Origin of the sequence: Corynebacterium sp. MSK044, from assembly GCF_030232825.1 — a bacterium.
GTDB lineage: Bacteria > Actinomycetota > Actinomycetes > Mycobacteriales > Mycobacteriaceae > Corynebacterium.
Map to the genome: position 1 here is coordinate 1 of NZ_JASPJJ010000011.1, position 21605 is coordinate 21605.

At 56.1% G+C, this 21605-nt stretch carries 22 protein-coding genes and 1 pseudogene; 10 read left to right on the forward strand and 13 right to left on the reverse strand.

From position 1 onward, the window contains the following. Nucleotides 1–245, forward strand: a 245-nt coding sequence (locus tag QP994_RS07470) for a DNA/RNA helicase domain-containing protein (RefSeq protein WP_284865944.1), incomplete at its 5' end; no start/stop codon positions are given. Nucleotides 246–582: 337 nt separating this feature from the next. On the opposite strand, the gene QP994_RS07475 is transcribed toward QP994_RS07470, so the two are convergent. The 9 genes from QP994_RS07475 to QP994_RS07515 form a co-directional block, all read right to left on the reverse strand. Then, nucleotides 583–2439 carry an AIPR family protein gene (locus tag QP994_RS07475; RefSeq protein ID WP_284865945.1) on the reverse strand — a complete coding sequence of 619 codons (1857 nt, stop codon included), beginning with the start codon at nucleotides 2437–2439 and terminating at the stop codon, nucleotides 583–585. 217 nt (nucleotides 2440–2656) lie between these two features. Further along, a complete protein-coding gene (locus tag QP994_RS07480) occupies nucleotides 2657–3577 on the reverse strand; it encodes a restriction endonuclease (RefSeq protein WP_284865946.1) in 921 nt (306 codons plus the stop codon). 3 nt (nucleotides 3578–3580) lie between these two features. Next, a complete protein-coding gene (locus tag QP994_RS07485) occupies nucleotides 3581–3751 on the reverse strand; it encodes a hypothetical protein (protein ID WP_284865947.1) in 171 nt (56 codons plus the stop codon). Nucleotides 3752–3884: 133 nt separating this feature from the next. Continuing rightward, the gene (locus tag QP994_RS07490; RefSeq protein ID WP_284865948.1) at nucleotides 3885–5924 is read right to left on the reverse strand and encodes an ATP-dependent nuclease; all 2040 of its coding nucleotides are present in this window, start codon (nucleotides 5922–5924) and stop codon (nucleotides 3885–3887) included. Between the two features lie 199 nt (nucleotides 5925–6123). Then, complete coding sequence (locus QP994_RS07495) at nucleotides 6124–6549, reverse strand: DUF488 domain-containing protein (protein ID WP_284865949.1); 426 nt, start codon at nucleotides 6547–6549, stop codon at nucleotides 6124–6126. 5 nt (nucleotides 6550–6554) lie between these two features. Further along, on the reverse strand, nucleotides 6555–7907 hold the full coding sequence (locus QP994_RS07500) for a DUF7373 family lipoprotein (RefSeq protein WP_284865951.1): 1353 nt from the start codon (nucleotides 7905–7907) through the stop codon (nucleotides 6555–6557). 82 nt (nucleotides 7908–7989) lie between these two features. Further along, a complete protein-coding gene (locus tag QP994_RS07505) occupies nucleotides 7990–9123 on the reverse strand; it encodes an ATP-binding protein (RefSeq protein ID WP_284865952.1) in 1134 nt (377 codons plus the stop codon). Between the two features lie 140 nt (nucleotides 9124–9263). Continuing rightward, entirely contained in the window at nucleotides 9264–9512 is a 249-nt protein-coding gene (locus tag QP994_RS07510; protein WP_284865953.1) for a hypothetical protein, read from the reverse strand. An 81-nt stretch (nucleotides 9513–9593) separates the two neighbouring features. Beyond that, nucleotides 9594–9968 carry a hypothetical protein gene (locus tag QP994_RS07515; RefSeq protein ID WP_284855477.1) on the reverse strand — a complete coding sequence of 125 codons (375 nt, stop codon included), beginning with the start codon at nucleotides 9966–9968 and terminating at the stop codon, nucleotides 9594–9596. Nucleotides 9969–10138: 170 nt separating this feature from the next. Here QP994_RS07515 and QP994_RS07520 point away from each other — a divergent pair, with 170 nt between their 5' ends. Together QP994_RS07520 and QP994_RS07525 are read left to right on the forward strand one after the other, a co-directional pair. Next, entirely contained in the window at nucleotides 10139–10789 is a 651-nt protein-coding gene (locus tag QP994_RS07520) for a hypothetical protein (RefSeq protein WP_284865954.1), read from the forward strand. Then, nucleotides 10780–11283, forward strand: a complete 504-nt coding sequence (locus QP994_RS07525; RefSeq protein ID WP_284855475.1) for a roadblock/LC7 domain-containing protein — start codon at nucleotides 10780–10782, stop codon at nucleotides 11281–11283. The genes QP994_RS07520 and QP994_RS07525 overlap by 10 nt, the downstream gene beginning before the upstream one ends. 47 nt (nucleotides 11284–11330) lie before the next feature. On the opposite strand, the pseudogene QP994_RS07535 reads toward QP994_RS07525, so the two are convergent. Further along, nucleotides 11331–12629: pseudogene (locus QP994_RS07535) on the reverse strand (hypothetical protein). A 228-nt stretch (nucleotides 12630–12857) separates the two neighbouring features. Here QP994_RS07535 and QP994_RS07540 point away from each other — a divergent pair. The 4 genes from QP994_RS07540 (at nucleotide 12858) to QP994_RS07555 (ending at nucleotide 15938) form a co-directional block, all read left to right on the forward strand. Further along, complete coding sequence (locus QP994_RS07540; RefSeq protein ID WP_284865957.1) at nucleotides 12858–13589, forward strand: biotin--[acetyl-CoA-carboxylase] ligase; 732 nt, start codon at nucleotides 12858–12860, stop codon at nucleotides 13587–13589. 10 nt (nucleotides 13590–13599) lie between these two features. After that, a complete protein-coding gene (locus QP994_RS07545; protein ID WP_284865958.1) occupies nucleotides 13600–14037 on the forward strand; it encodes a hypothetical protein in 438 nt (145 codons plus the stop codon). 73 nt (nucleotides 14038–14110) lie between these two features. After that, on the forward strand, nucleotides 14111–15007 hold the full coding sequence (locus tag QP994_RS07550) for a type IV toxin-antitoxin system AbiEi family antitoxin domain-containing protein (RefSeq protein ID WP_284865960.1): 897 nt from the start codon (nucleotides 14111–14113) through the stop codon (nucleotides 15005–15007). Then, complete coding sequence (locus QP994_RS07555; RefSeq protein WP_284865961.1) at nucleotides 15000–15938, forward strand: nucleotidyl transferase AbiEii/AbiGii toxin family protein; 939 nt, start codon at nucleotides 15000–15002, stop codon at nucleotides 15936–15938. Before QP994_RS07550 ends, QP994_RS07555 begins: the two co-directional genes overlap by 8 nt. Here QP994_RS07555 and budA read toward each other — a convergent pair. Further along, nucleotides 15935–16660 carry an acetolactate decarboxylase gene (gene budA / locus QP994_RS07560; protein ID WP_284855471.1) on the reverse strand — a complete coding sequence of 242 codons (726 nt, stop codon included), beginning with the start codon at nucleotides 16658–16660 and terminating at the stop codon, nucleotides 15935–15937. The genes QP994_RS07555 and budA overlap by 4 nt on opposite strands. 358 nt (nucleotides 16661–17018) lie before the next feature. Here budA and QP994_RS07565 point away from each other — a divergent pair, with 358 nt between their 5' ends. From QP994_RS07565 to QP994_RS07575, 3 genes are read left to right on the forward strand one after another with little or no spacing between them, the layout of a single operon-like run. Then, on the forward strand, nucleotides 17019–18236 hold the full coding sequence (locus QP994_RS07565) for a 5-(carboxyamino)imidazole ribonucleotide synthase (RefSeq protein WP_284865962.1): 1218 nt from the start codon (nucleotides 17019–17021) through the stop codon (nucleotides 18234–18236). 47 nt (nucleotides 18237–18283) lie between these two features. After that, nucleotides 18284–18784, forward strand: coding sequence for a 5-(carboxyamino)imidazole ribonucleotide mutase (gene purE / locus QP994_RS07570; RefSeq protein ID WP_284865963.1), 501 nt, complete (start codon nucleotides 18284–18286; stop codon nucleotides 18782–18784). A 15-nt stretch (nucleotides 18785–18799) separates the two neighbouring features. Beyond that, a complete protein-coding gene (locus QP994_RS07575) occupies nucleotides 18800–19252 on the forward strand; it encodes a YdcF family protein (RefSeq protein WP_350338201.1) in 453 nt (150 codons plus the stop codon). Nucleotides 19253–19255: 3 nt separating this feature from the next. Here the strand turns inward: QP994_RS07575 and QP994_RS07580 are convergent, their stop codons facing one another. Together QP994_RS07580 and QP994_RS07585 are read right to left on the reverse strand one after the other, a co-directional pair. Continuing rightward, nucleotides 19256–19933: a TIGR03089 family protein gene (locus QP994_RS07580; RefSeq protein WP_284865967.1), complete on the reverse strand. Its 678-nt coding sequence runs from the start codon at nucleotides 19931–19933 to the stop codon at nucleotides 19256–19258. Nucleotides 19934–19953: 20 nt separating this feature from the next. Next, a complete protein-coding gene (locus QP994_RS07585; protein ID WP_284865968.1) occupies nucleotides 19954–21558 on the reverse strand; it encodes an LCP family protein in 1605 nt (534 codons plus the stop codon). Between the last annotated feature and the right edge of the window lie 47 nt (nucleotides 21559–21605).

Consider the following 21605-nt stretch of genomic DNA (forward strand, 5'->3'; position numbering starts at 1 on the left):
GCCCGGGTGTTACTGGATACTCACCCGGGCGTTACTCGATCCTCACCATGGCGTTACTAAATCGGTGGTCTGAACAGGAGATCGACGGAGAAGAAAAGAAACTCGACGTCAGCCAGGAGCTTCTACGCAACCAGCTCAACGTTCTTCTGACCCGCGGTGTCCGCGGCATGGGAATTTACGCTGTCGATGAAGAACTCAGGGAAGAGCTCAAGAAAGCAGCTAAGAAAGAGGATTGGGTCTGTTAGGTGAGAGGGAACGCTTTCTGGTTTTGCCCCAAACCGATCGGCTTTATCTTTGGCTCTGGGGGTGACACAGCTTACAAGGGGAGAGTTGACCTGTATTTGGGTGACGTGCTGAGCATTAGCAACAATTCAAGATAAGTCGGACACCTAGGAACTAACCCGCTAGTGTTCGGTTTTGAAATGTTGCTACATATCGCACATGTCTATCGCTCCGATTTCCCGAGAACTAATCATAACGTCGAGTTCACTTTAGACGGACTCTTTGTTCAGCATCAGCGTGTCAGCCGATACCGGCCATTATTGTTGGTGGATGCTCGCGCTCAATAGCTCGGCTCTTAATTTAGTTTTCTTCGATGGATTTGCTAAGCCGTTTGAACTCGGTGGTCGAGTTCTCCTTCTTAGTTTTTGACCGCGAGATTTTCGCATTCTCGGAGTCAAGAGCAAAATCTGGTAGGTCTGTCAAATTCTTCGCCACCAACACACCTCTTTGCACACGCTCCCTAAGTTTGTCGTCGTCGTCAGCTAAGGCGATTATCTTCTTAGTTACTCTTTCGATTAAGTGCTTCCGTTTGGCTTGGTCCGCTGGGCTGAGGTCTGAAGACTCGTATTTCGAGTACTCATGCTCAAAAGTCGGACACTGACTATGAAAGACCTCCCACAGAATATGGTACTTAAGGGCAGAAAACGTGCCGGGAATGAGCCGAAGCCGAAAAATCCGATTGGCTAGATATCCGCAAGCAAACAAAAGGTCCGCAGGTTCATTGCGCGACCAGATGTCATCTTTCTTCCCATGCATGTAGCGATCATAATATCCAATCGCGTGGTGGGGCCGCCCGAGAATACATGCCACGTATGCCGTAGTAAAATCTTTGTTTTTCAGTATTCGATTCTTCGGCACAGGCGCAGACGAATTTAGGAATTGACCGTCCCGTCTTTCAAACACAATTGGATCCTTCACATCCGGTCGCGAACAATGCTGTTCGAGTTCGCGGGCTAGCTTTGAACGAGCGACCATATCAGAGGATTTAACTTCATTTTGACTGTTGGTCGAGTAAGTTATTCGGTCGAGGAAATCTTCGTCTGAGACCTGTATAAAGCGCACCGGAACGTATACGCCTGCCAGGCTGTGGCGATGGTTGTATAAGGCGTTTGAAGTCTGGCAACCGTTTACAACTTGGTAGTTCTTTAACGTGCACATTGAAGTGCCGTCAATTGATTCAGCAATGACTGTGATTCCATTGTTTCGCATCGCAAACTCAGCCCGCTGCTCGGGATCGGAAAGCGTCGCACTCATTCCTTGGTAGGCGTCCGTATTCTCGCCTTGGAAATCGCGCACATTCTCACTAAAAACCCGCGTATCTAAGCTGCCGCCGGGTGCGATGAGCTTGATGAATTCGGTTGCTTCGACGAATGCAAAGAATGAATTCGACGTCGAGTCTTCGTTTGACGGGAAATCCAATCGGCCCTGAGATGGAATTTTCAATTTACATTCGTTGCTCGCGGAAAAGCGCGTCACCTTGTTAATTAACTGCGTAGCCCCAAGGAACTGAAAGTCTATTGAACTTACGAGATCCCCCTTTGAATGCTTGAGATCTTCTAGTGTGCCGAAGAATGTGTCGGCGATGTCTTCTTTAAATTGCTCGGCATCGTCTCGGGATGAGACGCACCAATGTAGGTACACCTTTGGCTTGGAGGTTAGACCGTGGTTGAAGCAGGCGGCGAAAATCTTTTGTGCTTCGATCAACGTGTCGCTGACATTGGAGTGGTCGGCCCCCCACGGTGATTCATCAAGATAATCTCTTACGCCGGCAAGGAAGTTCTGTAGATCCCCGCTGTTAATACATTTTGAACCGTTCTTGGCCTGCAGCAAGTGTACGCTCACGTCCAAAGATGTATTGCGTTCGGCGAAATCCGCAACACTCTCTTCAGAGGCGCAGAACCTACCATTGATGAACACTGCAACCCCATCGATGTGACGATCGTCTGCTAGGTCGTCGATAGACTCGTTCGTGCAAAAGCTCGATGGCGGTTCGTTAGAACGCTGATGGGTATTGATGACGTAGTAGTTGGAAAATGCCTCGAACCTTAGATCTTCATCTTGTGAATTCTTTGCTGGTTTGTCGTACCACTCATCACAAAACTTATTGAACCATCCTCTCAAGATTGGAAGCATAGCCTTTTCTTTGCCGGTTGACATGTGTGGTCCATCCTCAAGGTCGCGATTCGATGCTAGGTTCAGATTAGCCCGTCTGAAGGTTTGCAGGGGATGGCCGTCAGAAAATTTTTTGAGTGAAGCTCCGATTTGTCGAAACGGGGGTACCAACTATCCGGAACACGGCAGTACCGGGTCTCCGGAACACCGGTACCAAAAACTCGCATCTGACACGGCCGGGATCTGTCCTCCGAAGAGCAAGTTAGTCGAAGAAATCCTCATCAATCTCAACGATGTTGATTGTTCGTTCAATCTGCGTGCCCACGCCGTGGCGGATCATGAGGCGGGTGAGCAGGGCGCCGTCGATGAGCACGACGCGGAGCTGAACAGAGTCAGCGTATTGCTGGGCGCCCGGGGTGAACGTCGACGTGGTTAGGAACACGCCTTGATTTGCTTGAGCACCGTGGAGAGCGCCGACGAAGGCCTGGACCTCAGGGCGGCCAACGGAGTGCCCGTGCGCATAGCGTTTTGCCTGAACATAGATGCGGGACAGGCCGAGGGCGTCTTGGTCGATGACCCCATCGATGCCACCGTCGTTTGAGAGCTGGGTGCGGGTCGCCTTGCCAAGAGATCCGCCGTAACCCATGGCAATGAGGAGATCCAGAACTGCTTGCTCGAAGAAAGCCGGGTCGTTTTCCCGGAGGCGGGTGAGAAGTTCGCCGCCGACCATTTCCTCGTTTTTCTTTTGGCCGATCTCCACGTATTCGAGAGCGGTCAGCGTCCCGGTTTCAGGCTCCTGGATTACTGTTTCTTCAGCCGAGGAGGGAACGCTTGGTTTGAGGAAATCTGCGTATGCGCCCTCAGCCATTTCCTCCTTGAACTCACGTTCAGTGATTCCGTTCGGGAACCGCTGTAGCAAGTCACGGCCGCGGTCAGTGATCTTCCATTGAGCTCGACCAGGAGAGGTAACCAGGCCGGCTTTACCCAAGTGGGTGATAGCCCAGTTTCCGCGGTTCACATAGGTTTGCTGACCGGAAGGAATCGTGTGGAGCTTTTCTTCCCCTGTGAACTTGAGTTCCGCGGCAGCTTCCTGAACGATGTCGCGCCGGCGGTGAACCTCTCCATCGCTCAACACACGAAGACTAGGAATCAGAAAATCATCCCACGTGGGCAAAGGACGCATTGCTTAGATCTCTTCCTCTTCGAAATGAACAGAGTCTTCTTCGGCGATGCCGATGGAAATATCGCGTTGGACGGTTTTGCCAATGGCTTTTTCCACAAGATGGCAAAGTGCTTCACGCCGGTTGATGAGAAATTGATTGAGAATATCAGCCGGCATCAATTCTAGAGCGCCCATACGAAGCTGGAGAAGACTGCTTGGCTCCTTCGCAGGCTTCTGGCCTAGAATTCAAGGCTCATGGTGTGATACGGCTCATCACATGACATGTGTCACAAATGCTTCTATTGTTTGATCTGACGATTCCAGCGGACTAATGAGTGGCAAGGTTCGATACTTTCTCCATGATTTTTCGCAAGCTTTCAGGCATGTCTTCTGATCGTGATTGACTTGCTATACGGGCGAGGATTCCGGCTTTTTTATTGTCCCGCAACGTATTTTTATGTAGTCCGAAATTGTCGGCTGAGTTCATGAAAGACGGCCATTTTTCAAGCTCGGATTCCAGATCATGGGGAAGAACGACAATGCAGTCACCTTGCTGGAGACCGCCACCCCATTCGAACTCATCAAGTCCCCCGCCAAAACCTATCTCGCTTGCCTTCTTTATGAACTCCATGACGTCTGATTTCCAACTATTGAGTTTTTGATCGCACCTCTGACGAGCTAATTCAAAGTGTTCTTCCACTTTGAAATCAGGGGCGCAGCCAAATTCTTTTCTGATTTGATGCTCAACACGTTTTTTCGCCGATTCCAGTGCGATCCCGCAATCCGAATCACCGTCTCTCACAACAATGACGGGAACCCCAAAAGAATGAACCAGTTGTGCCATATCCAGCAAAGTCTTTGAACCACCTGCTACTGCGACAGCGACTCCTAAGTCACGCAGTGTCGTTCCGTTAGCGTCACATGGCATGGAATCAAAGATTGCTCGTTCAGTATCGCCTTCGACAACTAGGGCTGCCCGGGAAAAGAGACACTCGGTCACAGTTTCTAGAAAATATTTGTCTAGTTCCCCCATTTTTTGTTTAGGGGATAATGCATCACAGAATTTTGCTCGATAAACAGTTGAACCATTTGGAGCGCTCTCTACCCTAAACGTGTGATCAATCTGAGTAGGGTCAAGGAAGTAGGGACTGTGAGTTGCTAGCACGAACTGAATATTTGATCCGCGTGCGGCTTTGACGAAGCTGCGCGCCATCATGCGAGCCTGAACGGGGTGCTGGTATACCTCAGGCTCTTCAATGAAAACGATAAGGGGATCACTTGGAGGATCGATCTTCGTGGACTCTGGGTTGGCGTTGTCGATGGTGTCCTGCTTAAGCTCGGTTCGTATATCCGCCGTAGCTTGAAGCAGTGCTAGCAGTGCTGCTCGCTGTACTCCATGTCCTTGTCTTTCAATGACAAAATCCCGTTCTCCATCTCGCAATTTTGACTGCGCACTCGGGCTTGCTTTGGGGGTCCAGTCTTGCAATCCAACTTCAAAGTCAATCTGAACATTCGGTAGGTAATTTTTTAGATGGTGATTGACTCGTGTGGCTCGGTCCGTCAGGCTGTGCTGTGCAGCCTGTTTTACCGTTAGTTCGAGTTCGTTGAGTACTTTTTGGTTCTTCTCGGTCCATTCGTTAATGGAATCTGTTACAGCGCCTTTAAGGATGTCGCCAAGTAATAATTGGAGAGCAGAACCTTTTCCTGAAACATCAAATTGTCCTGTCAGATCTGGAGCGGCGGGGATAAATACGAAGCCCGAGTGAATCTTGAGTTTGTCTGATCCTACCGCGCCGAAGAAATGATTCGCATCCTCGTTTCTAATCGGTTCGAGGTGCCCTCGATTGATTGGATCATTCTCCCATGCTTCAAGAGCAGCTTCAATTTCCTTTGCGGGCGCTTTCTCGGGAATATCTAAATCTGCAACAGCAGGGTCTGCTTCCATAAGCTTCTGGATCAATTGGCGTTTGATGCTTACGCTATTTGCGTCTCGAATTTTTTGGAACGGCTGGTAAACCATCTGATCGCCGTAGAGCTTAGAAACCTCGTCTGCTCCGTTGATACGAGTAAGCACCATTTCTTCGCCTCTAGCGTAGGGGCCAAAATTCTCACGATCGCGATCTGTGATGTTGTCGAATGTGACAGTCACCTTGACTTTGGAGAGTGGCTCTAGACTGTTTTCTCGATCATCTTGGCAAAAGATGTCCGTGGTAGTGAGTGGAAAATCTTCAAAGAACCATTTGACTGCGTGAAGGATCGATGATTTACCACTGCCGTTGTATCCAATAAATGCAGTATATGGACCTATTTCTTCGTCGAAATTTTTAATGGCCCTGAAGTTTTCGATTTGTAGACGTTTGATCCGCATGTATCCAAATTATCAATTGTGTCTTCCTTAAGGACGTGTATCACGGGCAACCCAAGTGCTTGGCTCTAATGAGGTTGAACAGAATTGCTCCCGATCAGTTGGATGGAGAAAGCAGTTACCGACTAGTGAGAGTAGTTCACTCCCTGGGTTTTGCTGGGTTGGGTTGATGCGGGTGGAGCGCCCTACGCTTGAGCACCAGCTACAGGTGAATGATTTCCACCCCGGACCACTTTTCGGCGAGGTACTGCGCGGCGATGAGGCGGTGGCACGTGGAAGGGTCGGCTTCAGAGCACAGCAGGGCGGCGTGGTCGAAGGTGGCTTTCGTGGGCATGTCGCGTTCGTTGAATTGTGTGCGGAGTTGGTCCGCAAACTCGTCGAAAGGCAGGTGCTCTTTCCGGTAGGCGTGCATGAGGTCCTCGCTTGGCGCGAGTTCCAGGACGTGCTGGTACTCGATGTTGGCGATGACTTTGAGGAACCACGCGAGGTCGTCTTGTTTGGTGAATCCGGCGAGCTGGTTTGTGTTGTGGCGCCTGATGTCCACGACACGCTTCACGTTATTGTCACGCAGCAGGTCGAAGAATTCCTCCGCGCTCTTCTTTGAATAGCCGATGGTGTAGAGCTTCATGTTTGTCATGATGCCTGAGAACTGGTTGGTGCCTCCTGCAGGATGAGGTACTGGGCGGCGACCATCTGGGACAACTTCGTCTTCCCGTCCACTTCCGGTTCGTCTGATGCGGAGTCGGACTCAACGGGGGCGTGGTCCATGAAGGAGGCGTAGGCAAGGTAGTTCTCGTGCCGCACGTAGCAGAAGTAGAAAGTGCTACTGGTTTGTGGGGAGGAGTAGCAGCTGGTGCCGGGGACGTTCTGCGGGTCATCGTAAGGCTCCAATGTTTCAAAGAGCCCAGAGTTTGCGTCGATGGATGTGAATTCGGACTCGATGTGCTCAGCCTGCTCGGGGCTAGATGCGCGCAGCAGGAGTGTTTCCGCGACGCCAGCGGCTTCGATGTCAGAGGATTCGTACAACCTCAACACTTCCGGCGTAGAAACAAACCGGCTGGCAGTCAGTCGGGCGTTCAACGGTAGGGCAGTGGTGCCCACGCTTTGGCCTTGGCGTGGTGGCATGAGGGTGTAACGCAAAATGTCGTCCGGGTCCAGCGGAAGCCAATCATCCGTCTGGCCGTAGCCTTTGGCGGTCTTGTGGGACGGGATGTCGCTGAGAAGCTCAGCTTGCTTATCCGCGAAGGCACGCCCGTACCCGCTCATCCAATCCATCGAATCCGGACCATGCGGGATGACTGCAGAGTTCTCGTCGAGTTTGTCATTGTGTGTTTTAGCCACCATCAAGTACTCGTCCTTGGTGGTGATGGCTATCTGCTCCTGCTGCTGCTCGTCCTTGGCGGCCAGAACCTTAGGATCGCCGGCGATGTCTACATTCTCCAGTGGGTAGTTCGCGTCGCCGAGGTAGTCAGTTCCGCCCTCCGCAAGATACGCATCGTGCATGAGCTGAGCTGCTTCTTGTGCATCCTCCGGGGACTCGAAGCGGTGCACACTATGTTCTGCACCACGTTTGCCCGCGGAATCCACTGCTTCTTGCGTGTAGCCACCCAACCATTTCTGCTCCAGATGGTTGAGCTTCTCTGCCACCTGATCCGGCATGCCTGCCTGGAAATCCGTGAAGGAATCGCTGCGCAATGGATTACGGGCACCGGAAAACGCTTCATCCACCTCATACGGCAACAGCGTGTAGGCGGCGACAAGGTTCGTCTCCGTCACCAGGCTGAGAGACTCCCAAGTTTTCTTGCGCCAGCCCGGATGGGGCTCGGCATTGTAAAAGCCCGTGTCATAGGCAGACTCGGCTCCAGTGGTCTGATCAGCGGAATCGTCCTGTTTATCCTGGTTGGGAATGTTTACGCCACCGCAGCCCGTCAGGAGCAACGCGCTAACGGCGGTGGAGGCAACGACAGTAAAAAACTTAGAAGACATTAAGAAACCTTTCTTTGGTTACGCAAACATACACGCGTTGACGGGTCTCTGCTGTCTTTTGGGAAAATGGCGAAGCGTGGGGTTAGTTGACGCGGATGGGGCGATCGTCGCTACGCAAGTACGAGCCGAGGTAGGGCTGGGCGAATTCGAGCTTGCCGTGGCCGGCGGAAACGATGAGGTCGCGGTTGATCAGTTTGGCGCGCGAATCGGAGATCTCATTGAGTTTTCTGCCCAGGGAGGAGGCGATGTCGCTGATGGAAATTTCTCCGTTGGGCGATGTTGTCTCAAGGTCGGCCATGGCGTCGAGGAACTCGCGCTGGCGCGCGGGCACGCTTCGGACGGAAGGCTGATGAACGTTCGTGCCCAAGATTCGAATGGCTTCCGGCCGAGCTTCCTCTACCGTGTCGAGCGTGATCGCTGCGTCTGATTTTTCCCACGACAGGAAACCAATGAGCTGCACAAGATACGGGTAGCCCTGAGTGAAACTGGCGGCGTAGTCCGCAGCTTCCTCGCTGAATTCTTTGCCTGATCCAGCGGCGGTTTCGACCAGGTTGGAGCGTGCATCAGCGATCGTAAGCGGACCGAGCTCGTAGTGGCGTGCGCGGCGGAGGAAGGTGGTGCCCGGCAAATTGAGCAGGTTGTTCACACCAACGGTTAAGCCCGCCATCGCTATGGCGATGTGCTCATTGTCACGCACAAGATCCTGGAAAGAGATAGCTATTGTCGTGAGGCCTTGGGGGTCACAATCCTGGACCTCATCAATCGTGATCAGCACGCCAGTGTCCTTCAGAAGGGACAGAAGTTCTCGGAGGCGAGTGCTTAGGCGCGGCGCTATCTGCGTCTCATCGCTGTTCCAGCCGATGGAGCCCACGCCCGCAACGGAGATGTGCTCAATGTGGTGCTTGCGCGAGGGCTCTAGCTTTTCGACGGCCTCCGGAACCAGCGACTCCGTAAGCAACTGCGCCATACCCTCACGTGCAGATAACCGAAGAACAATCCAACCGTTGCGTTGAGCGATATCCTCAACCTCATTAAGTAAGACTGTCTTCCCAATGCCACGGGACCCGGACACGATGATGGATCGTCCGGGATTGCCAGGTTGGCTGAGGATGGCTTTCTCGAATTCGAGGAGGACGGTTTGCCTGCCGGACCAAATCAGTGGGCTGACGCCGAAGGTCGGGCGGAAGGGGTTGCTGGTGTGGGGGAGCGCATCCATGGGGAACAGTGTAGCGAATTGATACTTTGATAGTTTCTCGCTTTTGATACTTTGATAGTTTTCGTCTTAGTGTTCAAACTGGCGCGTAAAACGCTTTAAAAATAAGCAACGAGGAGAAACCCGGCTCCTAGTGCTCTCGCTTAGTGCTTATCTTTGGAAACCCCAAAGAGGCGCGCAAGTGAGGTGAAGAATCCTGGGTTCTCCTCGTGAGGATATGCAGTTGAGGTTTCGGAGGGAGCGTCGTCGCTTTCCGGCTCTCCCTCCTCGTAGACGATGTAGGTCTCGTAGTCCTCAGCGATTTCGTCGCTCATGTCCGTGGGGTCTACATCATCGGGGCTGACAGGGGGATGTTCTTCTGAGGGGTTGAAGCCCGATGCAGGATCGTCCACCGCCTCCTCATCGAGTGATTGCGGTGGAACTTGATCTGCCCATTCTCCGTAATTTAACGGGAAGGCTCCGCCCTCAGTTCTTCATGCCAGATTGAATTCGCGGGTGTGCTGGATCACAGCGCGGCGCATCAGAGCAAGGTTGCACTGCGAGGAGTTCACGGCGAGGTACACGAACATGTTGTTGTCCAGGATCTTGATCAGGTGCAGCTGATCCGTCAGGGTCAGCAACATATCCTCAAGGCCACCGGTGATGCCAAGAGCCTCCATAGTCTTGAATTTGGACTTAACCATCTCGGAGTTGTACGCGGCCGCGACATCGAGGTCAAAGTCCGGGTACTTGGAGTTGGAGGCCAGGGACATACCGGTGTCCAAGTCGACGACGGAAGCGCCGATGAAGCCGTTCAGATCCGTCGAGAGAGCCTCGAGGAAGCCGTTCAGGGAGTCCTGCTGAGTCATGCTTAGGTTCCTTTCAAGTTGATGGTGTACACGATCATCACCGATCTTGGATAGTTTTTCCAGTCGAGATAGTCGCGAGCGAGTAGCACAAGACACCATGAGAATACTCAGCTGTTGAAATGTCATCAATAATGATGTAGAAATTCCTGGCAGAAGCCGGAGGTAATGTTATGAATGTCGAAGCGAGATATGCTCCGCGACACGGCAAGCCAGAGGAGCTCACGCCAGAAGATGTTGACTCCACGCTGGTCATGCCAGAGGACGCGATCATTGGTGCCCATTCGCATGCAGAGATCGTGTTCGTTGGTCCGGTCGGGGTTGGGAAAACAACCGCAGTACGTGCACTTTCCACATCCACGCCGGTTAGTTCTGAAGTGAAGGCATCCACCACGGATGACTTCATTGTGGGAGGCAAGGAAACCACCACCGTCGGCATTGAAATGGGCGTGTGGGAACGCCTGAACGGTCAACGCGTGGCGCTTTACGGTACCGCCGGACAAGATCGCTTTGATGCTTCGCGGACTCCGGCGCTTAACCCAGAAGCAGGAATTGTCCTTATGCTGTTTGGGTATGAGCACTTGCTCAAAGACCAAGTACAAGAATGGGTAGGGTTATTGGGGGAAAAGCGGGCGCTGCACCGAACCGTCATCGGAGTAAACTTCCTGGCTCCTGGACAGGAAGATCCGATACCGCGGATCAAGCAGCTGCTGCAGGATCATGGACAGAGGGATGTACCAGTGCAAATGGTTGATCCGCGGAATGTGTTTGACGTGGCGGACATCGCTGAGGCTGCGCTGAAACGAGTGGAAGAATGTCAGTGAATTTGCTGGACGGCTTTAACCAGGATGACCCCGATTGGAAGGTAGAAATCGGGCGCCACCGTCGGGTGCGTGGCCAGGATTTTGCCACTAATGATTTGGCCGCAGCGATCCTGCCGTCAATGGCACGCATGCGCCATAGTGTTCCAGGTTTGTACGCTATCGCGTTGGGTACCGGTGATGGCATGCATGTGTGTTCACTTGGCCTGCCAGACTCTCTCGTAGCATCCGAAATCACTGCTCTGAGCGCCTCCATGCTGGGAGTGGCGGAAGCGCAGGCAAACTTGCTTGAGGCAGAGGCTGATGAGTCTGCGCCACCTGCCATCGTGACAGTGGCCCGTCCTGATGATGAGTGCATGGCTCTTGTAAAAGTTGAGCATGAGCCGGTGGGGCACCTGGTCATGACACTGTTTGCTCGAGACACCCAGCTAGGCATGGTTGTCTATCACGCCCGGAACTCCGCCATTCAAATGGCGGAGTGGCTCGCAGAAGTCTAGTTACGGCGGAGCCTTATCCGGAGTAAATTAGTCATTCTGGCAGTGACCTAGTGCCAGTGCTTCTGATGCTCGGCGTGGGTGGACAGGTACGCGCCAGGGGCGAAGATCTCGTCGTAGTAGTCGGTGTCCAGGTGTTGGGCTTGGAGGTAGTTTATGATCCAGACGGTGGGGATTGTCCCGGGGAATTTGCCGAAGGTCTCATAGATGTAGGTGGCCTGCAGCTTCATCAGCTCGGTGAAGCGCTCATCCGGTTTGGCTGCTTGGGAGCGGATGGCGCGGCTTTCCGTCCAAGGGCCCGGTGTGTCCGGGTGGAAGGGGCCGCCGGGGCCGTACTTGCGCTCGAAGAAGGCGTCGACGGCGTCGGCCATGGTGTCGTATTACGGCGGGGCGTAGGTTTCAAAGATGCCTTTCTTGCCGGTGGCGTTGGGCAGGGACCAGCGGTCGTCTTCTTGGATGTCGGAGCCGAGGCCCGGGACGTCCTCGCGCCCGGAACCGCCGAGGAAGGTGAGGCGGTCGATGCCGTCGAAGCTCCACCCACCCAGGCCGAGCGCGCCGAGCACAAGGTGGCCCAGCAACGTGGAGGACATCAGTTCTGCGGTGGCCTCTGTTTGCGAGTACTGCTCCAAGAACGACAGCGGCAATGGTTCGTTGACGCGCGCGATGTCGCTGAACTCCTTGATGCCGGGGATCTCCCGGCCGTTGATGTCGTCGTAGATCACGTACCTGTTGCGTGTGAAGAAGGCCAGGTTGGCCAAGGTGTGCTGCGCAAGGTCAGAGACCGGTGCGATGAGAAGCGAGCCGGGATAGTTAGCAATCCACGTGTTGTGTCCCTCCAGGTACGGTTCTTCGCGGGGGATCCAGATGCGCTCGTCGCTAAGCTTGCGCACGTTGCGCAGCACCGAGTTGAGGCGGGCCTCCGTAAAACCTTCGTTCTCATTGAAGGGCACCTCCGGTGTGGCATCGCGCGTGGATAGTGCGTAGGTGCCGGAGTCATCGGTGAAAAAGAAGTCCGCAATGTGGAAGCCGGCTGCCGACGGGAACGTGCGGCCAGTGGCGCTACCGGAGTAGTCCGGCAGCTTCGGTGCGTAGCCGGGGTGGTGCGTGATGCTGTGATGCCAGCCCGTCACGCCCGCGATGGTGGCCAAGACGATGGCGCGTTCCAGATCGCTCAAGGGCTGGGTGTCGTGCTTGCTCGTATACGCCAGCGGACCGGCTGGCACCTTGCCGCCGAGAGGGAAGCGACGGGAGCGGCGTCCGTTGATCGCATCCAAGAGAGGGAATTGCGCTAGGCGGTCCAAGTTTTCGCGGTCTTTGTCGGTGAGTGTGAGCAGTGGGAGATCAGCCATGAAAGTAGACCCTTCTGTCTATATGGTGTTCGTTTGTGTGCGGTTCAGGCTATGTGTACTGCTGATTTATTGGCCAGAATTAGATTCATAGGTGTCTGAAAATGTAGACAGAGCTGTTTATTTAAGGGTATGAGTGAACCTGAGAAAACAGTCCGCATTGCGGACTCCCTGGGCTTTTGCTGATGCGCATTGCGGAGTCCGCAACAAGCCCCGTCTACGCTGAGGAACATGACTGTTCAGGATGTGGCGCGGATTCAAGCAGCCGTTGCGGAGCACTGGTCGGAGGTCCGACACGTGAACGTGTCAGAGTCAACCAACACAGAGCTCCTTGCCACGGGCGCGCCGGGGGTAGTGCTCATTGCGGACCAGCAAACCAGCGGCAAGGGCCGGCTGGGACGCGTGTGGGAAGCGCCCGCGGGTGCGAGCTTGCTCATGAGCGTGGCTATTGATCTGCCGCGCACGGATGACCTGGGCTTGGTCTCCCTCGCCGCAGGTTTGGCGGTCGTGGACGTGGTCCCGGAGGCTCGCTTGAAGTGGCCGAATGATGTGCTACTGAACGGCAAGAAATTCGTGGGCATCTTGGGGGAGATTGATATGCGCAACGGTTCCCCCATGCTGGTCGTCGGCCTCGGCGTCAACATCGACTGGGAAGAAGATTGCCTGCCCACGGACTGGTCCACCGCGCTCAACCTCCAAGGCATCACCGTCGACTGGGACGACTTCACCATCAATCTGCTCCGCGCGCTGGGCAAGCGGCTCATGCAGTGGCGCAACAAAGACACAATGCTTATGCGCGACTACCGCGACACCTCCGCCACCATCGGCCAGCGCGTCCGCCTGGAAACGTACAGCGGAGACGTCGTCGGGGTGGTCGATGACGTGGATGAGCGTGGGGAGATCGTCGTGGATGGAACAAGCTACTCAACTGGCGACGTGACTCATTTACGCCCCACCGATTAACCTGTGGGCCGTGGCAAAGATCAGACTCGGTAGGGGAGAAGTCGTACTGGCGGACATGGCTCCGCCACTACGCGCTTTAGTGTTCCCGTTTTTAGAGCTGATCATCCTCACCGCGCTGTCCTGGATGCTCATCGGCTGGATGGATGTCCACGGTATGGATGCGCAGCTGCGCAACATCGTGGTGTTGCTTTGGGCGATCCTGGCTTTGTGGCGTTTCCTAAAGCCAGTTCTTCGCCTCCGCCGCCAGCGCTTCGTGGTGACCAATAAGCGCGTCGTGGCCATGAACGGCCGGTCTATTGAGTCCATTCCGTTCGTTCAAATCCGCGGCGCCCACCGCCACCGCGGCGGAATCAGCATCGGCATATTCGGCTACGCCCAGCCGGTGTACTTCCCAGACGTGGGCCGCACCAAGCGCGTCGAGGACCTCATCCGCCGCCAACTCCCCTAGCAAAAAATAAGTTTCGTTTCACTTAATGCATATGCTGTGGCGAAAAACTTATCTATTTGGTAGGTTTTGAGTCATGAAAAGCTCTGAAGTTACAGAACTGGTGGGAGATCTCGCCTCCCAGCAATGGGGGCTTTTCACGACCGCGCAGGCCAGAACCATTGAGGTGACATCGCCAGATCTTCTGCGGGTTGAGAGGGCGGGGATTTTAGAACGCGTGCGACACGGAGTGTATGCAATCGCGGGAACAGTACTGTCCCCGGAGATCGAGCTCAAAGCGCAATGGCTATCCCTTCGGCCCGACATGATGGCAGCTGACCGACTGCGAGATGAAATCCTGGCGTGCGAAGCAGTCGTTTCACACACAACCGCAGCTGAACTTTGGGGGATTGGGGACCTGTGGGCAGATGGTTATCACTTCACGGTTCCGCAACGTCGTCGGAGCCGCCAACCGGAAGTCCAATTCCATCGCGCAGACTTAGCAGACGACGAGTGGCAAATTCACCCGAAAGTGGGTCTCCCCGTGACATCTGCAGCCCGAACCATTGCAGACCTTGCGGACGACGGCCATGAGTCCGGACATCTACTGAGTTTGGTCACTGATGCAGGAAATAAGCACCTTGTTGGCATCCACGAATTGTTTATCGCACTCAAAGGGAAGGAAGAAGCTTTTGGCCTAGATGCGAGGGATGAGAACGGGCTGCACAAACTCCTGTCGGAGTGCCTTCGCACAACTGAAATTGACCTTCTGGTTTCCAAAGCATTGGAGCAACAACTCCAACCGCTGAGGGAATCGATGGGCAAACTAGCTTATGTCATCTGGAGCGACACAATGATGTCGAAAGAAGTCAAGGCTGCAATGACAAATGTGACTGACTCCTTTAATCAGTCACTCCTGGGGGCGACCGATATCCAGAAACAAATTGGCCAAGCCTTTCAGTCGAAGTGGGGAGCGCTGCTCGAAGATGGGTGAACAACCGGAGAGGGCTAGGCGTACACATAATCAGATTGCGAACGCACTCAAGAAAGAGGCTCGGATCCGTGGTATTGACGTTAACAATGCCTACAACCAGTTTCTTCGTGAGGTTTTTCTCAATGCCCTCATGCGACTAGGTGATGGTTGGGTCCTGAAAGGTGGGACCAATGTCTACTGTCGGATTCCGGGTGCTCGTCACACCAAGGATTTGGATCTGTACCGCCACGTAGACCCAACTTCTGCGCTTAGCGCGGCGGAGTTGCTTGTTGAAGTGATGAATGGCCTCAAGGAAGGCCCGTACACCTTCCTTCTAGAACTGACTTCCCGGAAGACAATGGCAGGGCCAGTGGAGAATGAGCGCATCAAGGTCATTGTTTTCTACGGTGCAAATTTAAAATTCACCGAATTCAATATTGATGTGAGTGGTGATCTCGAGGTCAGTAGTCCAGTCGAGGTTGTGACAGCGCGGGCGAGTTTCGATGTGAGAACCGATTTTCTGCCTCAGGATTACCAGGTCACTGCTTACCCAGTGGAAAACCAGATTGCTGACAAGGTCGCAGCAATGTACGACCGCTATGGGGACACATCACCAGGCAAGGCATCGACGCGCTACCACGACTTCTTTGATGTCGCACTAATGGCAACAAGGCTTGCAGTAGGCGCTGATCCTTTGCGGGGTGCTCTCGAACAGCAAAGCAGATTACGTGGGGTAACTCTCCCTGATGTGGTGAGAGAACCAGAACCCGGATGGGGACGGATTTACGAAGAGAAGGCTGCAGCACTTGGCTGGCATGAGGACGGACTGAACGCTTTTGAGAAGGCACTGGAAGTTACGAGGCTGCTTCTTGATCCAGTACTAGCCCACGATTCTCGTGTGCGTGGCCGAGTCTGGGATCCCCTGACGTCCTCTTGGAAGCCACGAAACTAGCCCTTCACCTCAGTGGTGTGAATCTGCTCATCAATGTCATCGGGGGAAAGGTTGCCCGCAGCGAAGTCGGCCGTGAGTGGGAGGCGCAGTTCCATGTCCGTGCCAGGGCAGAGTTCAATCACGGCGTCTTCCACCGTGTAATCAAGCACGTGCCCGCCGGACGTGCGCTCCTCATTGATGAAGTGGACGTGGCAGCCAGGCACCCCAATGCCCTTCGCGTACTTCGGCGTACGAAACCCACCGATGACCCCGCGCACATTGTCAAAGGTGATCTCCTTGTCATCGCCCACGGCATCGCGCATTGGCGGGTACGGCTTGGATTGCTTCGTCACCGTTCGCGTAACCACGTTGGAAAACGTCCCACGAATCCGCACCGCGTGAAAGTAGTTGCCCGAAGGTTCCACCCCATCAATGAACTTGGAAAGCTCGCTGCGCTTCATGCCCTTCGGAGCCTTAACGACGATCTTCGGCACAAAATTCGTCACCTGCGCAAACGGACTCACTTGGTCCAAATCCGCAATCGTCGCCGAACCGTCACTGCGAAGCTGGTAGCACGTGCCGTCCAGGATGATCATTTCTCCATCCAGTCCGTCAAAAGTCCCCAGGCCGAAATTGCCCTTCGACAGAATCTCCCCGATGGTCATCTCCCCGTCATAAATCCCATCGAGCAGTGCTGACATGAGTGAATTCTGAAAAATTGTGTGGCGGCCCAAAGAAGTCATGATCCCGATGGTAGCGCGACTTCCACGATGCGAGCCGGGACCATCTCGGACCCGCAATCTGGCCGCGGTGTATAACGCTACAGACGATGCGGACATCCTTGTCCACTTCCCACTTCTTGCCGTCGTTGACCTGTGCCGATGTCCGCTAAACAAGCGGACACACTCTGCGTCCGTTTCTCCACGCACCAAAGCCCCAGCTCACACCCTCACCACGCCACAATCGGACACATTTGTCCACATTCCCTCCAGCCATATACCCCGCAGCCCCACTCCGCTAGAACGTTGCTAAGACGTTGCTAGACCCATTCGGGGAGGTCATCCGGCCGAGTGCAGCGATTGCTCAGTAGAGTAGGCACTCGTGAGCAACGCGAAGTCGAATCCGAAGTCAGATGCCACCCGCGGCGCGCAGGGCATGCCCGTTCTTGCCGTGATCGGCGACGGCCAACTTGCGCGCATGATGCACACCGAAGCCATCGAGCTCGGTCTTGCACCCCGCGTGCTTGCTGGTGCGCCGGACTCGTCCGCCGCCCAGGTCTTCGGTGACGTGGAGATCGGGGATTACAAAAACCTCGATGACGTCAAACGCGTGTGTGCTGGCGCGACCGCCGCAACCTTTGACCACGAGCACGTGCCCAATGAGTTCCTCGACCAGCTCATCGCTGAGGGCGTGAGCGTGCAACCACAGCCGCACGCTTTGATCTTCGCTCAAGACAAGTTGGAGCAGCGTCGCAAGATGAAGGAGATCGGCGCCCCGTTGCCGGAGTTCGCTCCCATTGATAGTGCTGATGATGCCGCCGAGTTCTTCACTTCCGTCGATGGTGCGATGTGCCTCAAGGCAACGCGCGGTGGCTACGACGGACATGGAGTGTGGTTCCCCAAGACCGAAGAAGACGCGCGCGCCCTGGTCAGCGATCTGCTGGACAAGGGCACCCCGCTCTACGCTGAGCGGAAGATCAACTTCGACCGTGAACTGTCCGCCATGGTCGCGCGCACACCTTCCGGTGAGATCAAGGCCTGGCCTGTCGTGGAGTCCCGCCAGCGGGATGGCATCTGCGTTGAAACGATCGCGCCGGCTCCGAACATGACGGCTGAGCAAGCTGCGTTCTGCCAGGAGCTGGCCACGAAGATTGCTTCCGAACTGGACGTCACCGGTGTCTTGGCCGTGGAGCTCTTCGCCCACACGGACGCCTCCGGTGAACCAGCTGTCACGGTGAATGAGCTAGCCATGCGCCCACATAACACTGGTCACTGGACGCAGGACGGCTGCGTGACTAGCCAGTTTGAGCAGCATCTGCGTGCTGTTCTGGATTGGCCGCTGGGCTCGGTGGACACCACGGCTAACTACACCGTCATGGTGAACACTCTGGGCTCGGACGAAGAGCCGGCGCAGCCGATGGAAGAGCGCGTCATGGAGGTCATGCGTCAGTTCCCTGAGGCGAAGGTCCACTTGTACGGCAAGGGCTACCGCCCGGGCCGCAAGATGGGTCACGTCAATGTGGCTGGCGCTGATCTGGATACGGTTCTGTCGCGGGCGAAGGCAGCGGCTGAGATCATTGTGAACGGAACTGCAAAATAGCACTGCGAAATAGCACTGTGGGAACTGAGTGAGCTGGGAGGAAAGCTATGCAACCGCAGGTTGGAATCATCATGGGTTCGGATTCGGACTGGGACACTGTCGCACCCGCGGCGGAGGTCCTGGCTGAGTTTGGCATCCGCTTTGAGGTGGGTGTTGTGTCCGCGCACCGCACCCCGGAGAAAATGCTGGCGTACGCCAAGAGCGCGCATGAGCGTGGCCTTGAGGTGATCATCGCGTGTGCTGGTGGCGCTGCACACCTGCCGGGCATGGTTGCTGCGGCGACGCCGTTGCCGGTGATTGGTATTCCGCGTGCGTTGGCTGATCTGGATGGCCTGGATTCTTTGCTGTCCATCGTGCAGATGCCGGGTGGTGTCCCGGTGGCCACGGTGTCCATCGGTGGTGCGAAGAACGCGGGCCTTCTCGCGGCGCGCATCCTGGGCACGGCTGATGCGCAGATGCGTCAGAAGATGGTGGACTACCAGGTGAACATGGCTAATGAGGTGGAGCGCAAGGATGAGGCTCTACGGAAGCGTCTGCTTGGTGAGTAAGTGCCACACCCGTTAGTGATTTTGGGGGCGCGGGTGAGGGACGGGGAGCCGTCGTTAATGCTTGAGGCGCGCCTGCAAGCGGGCCTGGATCTGTATCGGGCGACGCGGCCACGCACTGTTGTGGTGACGGGCAAGGGGGAGTCCGCGGTGATGGCGCAGTGGCTCGTGGAGCGGGGCGTGGACCCGGCGGACGTGATTGAGGAGCCATGGGCGACGTCCACGAACGAGAATCTCGAGCGTTCCCGCGCGCTGCTGCCGGAGGCGGAGAAGCTGACGGTGGTGACTAACGGTTTTCATGTGGGGCGCACGCGGGTGTGGGCTTTGCACCTGGGGATTCCCATTGAGGTGGTGGCGGCGCCGACCCCGCGTAGGTCACGGGTGAAAAACTACGCGCGGGAGATCATCGCGGTGCCGCATTCGGCAGCGCGGGTGGCGTGGCGGCGGCTGTTGCACTGGTTGGACCGGTAAGGCCTACGTGAGTTGGCGGGTAACCTTTTCGGTCTCCGCGATGTGGGCAAGGCGCTCGGCAGAGGTCATGCCGGTGACAACGACGACGGAGCCGTTGGCAGCAAGCGGGGCAAGCACGTAGCGGTCGAATTCCTCGCGGTCACGCCAACCGGGGATGAGAAGGCGTTCCGGGGTATCGGTGATCTCCGGGTTGCGCCACTGGGCAAGATCAGGAGTCTCGCCGTAGTACTGGTCGCCGTAGAAGCGCACGGTGGGGCCGAAATCAACGGCGCCTAAGGGGAGCTGGCCACCGGATTCGACAACGCCACGACCGAAAGGATCATCGGACACCACAGCCACATCGGCGACACCGGCATCGGCCCACAGTTCCGCACGTGAAGTGGTGGTGAACACCAGGCGGGGTTCCGCGGAGGGGGTGCTGTTCTGTGCCGTATCCACAGTGGTGCTCAACCCGGCGGTGGAGATCCCGATGGGCAAGACGGCGGCCTGCCAGGAGACGGGTAGGTCGAGGAGGATTTCGGTGGGGGCATCGAATTCGTCGATAAGCATGTTGGCAATCTTGTTGGCCCAATTGTCCAACGTGATGGCGGAGAACTCCACGCGCGTGCCTGCTGTTTCGTCGTAGACGGTGAGGCGTGGGGCGGCGGGGTCGGTGGCCAGGAGTGGGGCGAGCATGCTCATGCGCCCCCATAGTAGAGGCTTTAGTTCACGCAGCGCGGGCCTGAGCCACCGGCATTGAACTCGGGCGCCACCTCGGCTGTGCCGAAATCCTCGCCCGGTGTGCCCACGGTGTTGGAGGAAGAGGTCGAGGGCTGTGGCAGGTCAACCGCTTCGGAGGTCGGGCCGACGTAATCGTCGGCGGTGACCACGATGAGGGAGGTGCTGTCCAGGCTCTCATTCACGGTGATAGGCAGGCCACCGAGCATGCGCGCCAGCTCAATTGCTGCCGGGTCATCCGCGCGGGCGGCAACGATCTGGGATTCGTAGTAGACACCCGGCATGGCGTTGGTCACGTTATCCACCGTGACGCCGTGTTCCTTCACGTATGCGCCGACACCCGCGGCCAGGCCGGAGGTGCTACCAGCATTGAGCACGTCCACGGTCTTGCCGTTCAACTCGGCGGGGGCTTCGGTTGGTGTGTTGTCCTGGTTGTTATTCCTGTCGTTGGCGTCGCTGGTGTCGCTGTTCTGCTCCTGCTCGCGCGAAAGCGTTTCCATGTAGGCGTGCACTTGGGCGACGTCGACGGTGACGATGGACTCGCCGTAATCACCCACGCCGTTGATGGAGGTCACCGGGATGGTTTGGAAGGTGACGTTGCCGGCGGCCAGGTCAGACATCTGCGTGGCCATGGACATGATGTCCCAGCCTTTATCCACGGTGACGGAACGCTCCACCGCCGTGGACAGTTCACGTAGCTTGTTCGGGTTGGACAGGGTGCCGGCGGAGATGATCTCATTGACCAGCGAAGCCATGAAGACCTGCTGGCGCACGATGCGGTCCAAGTCACCGCGCGGCAGGTCATGGCGTTGACGCACGAAGGCCAAGGCCTGTGCACCATCGAGGGTGGAGCGACCGGCGGGGAAGTTCGCGCCGGACAGTGGCTCATTCACGGCTTCATTGAGGCAGACTTCCACGCCGCCGACAGCATCCGTCAGCAGGACGAAGCCAAGCAGACCCACCTCGGCGTAGTGGTCAACTTCCACACCAGTGAGGTCCGCTACAGCATTGATCAGACCTTGCTGGCCAGCCTGAGCGACTTTCTCTTCGAGTTCGCGGCCTTCCACACCTTCGTTGACCAGTTCCTCGCGCTTCTGCAGGGCGTACTCGCCGTACACGCCGTTGATCTTGGTATTGCCCAAGCGGCGGTCACGGATGTAGGTGTCGCGGGGGATGGACACGGCGGTGGCACGGGAGCCATCATTAGGCACACGCACCACGATGATCGTGTCGGTGTTGAGCTCACCATCGGCCTCACCCGCGTTAAGGCGTGCGAGTTCCTCTTGGGTGAGTGGGTTGCCTTGCGCATCCGCGCGGGAATCGGAGCCGACAAGCAAGATGTCCACTGCACCGTCAGAGCCCTTGAGGTCATTCTTGTTGCCGTCTTTGCCGCCGAGTTCCAGGTCCGCACCGGCAAGGTTGGAACCCAACGTGCCCACCGAGTAGTAGCCCATGCCGGTGACCGCGAGGATGAGCACGGCGATTGCCGCCAGCGCGCTTTTGAGCAGCGGGTGGCCGACCTGGGACAAGTCTTTCACGCGCGACGGCGCCGGTTGAATGTCGCGCACAGGCCTGTACTTATCGCTCACAGAACGCCGCCCTTGATGTCGTGGTGCTGGTGGGATGAAATCAGGTT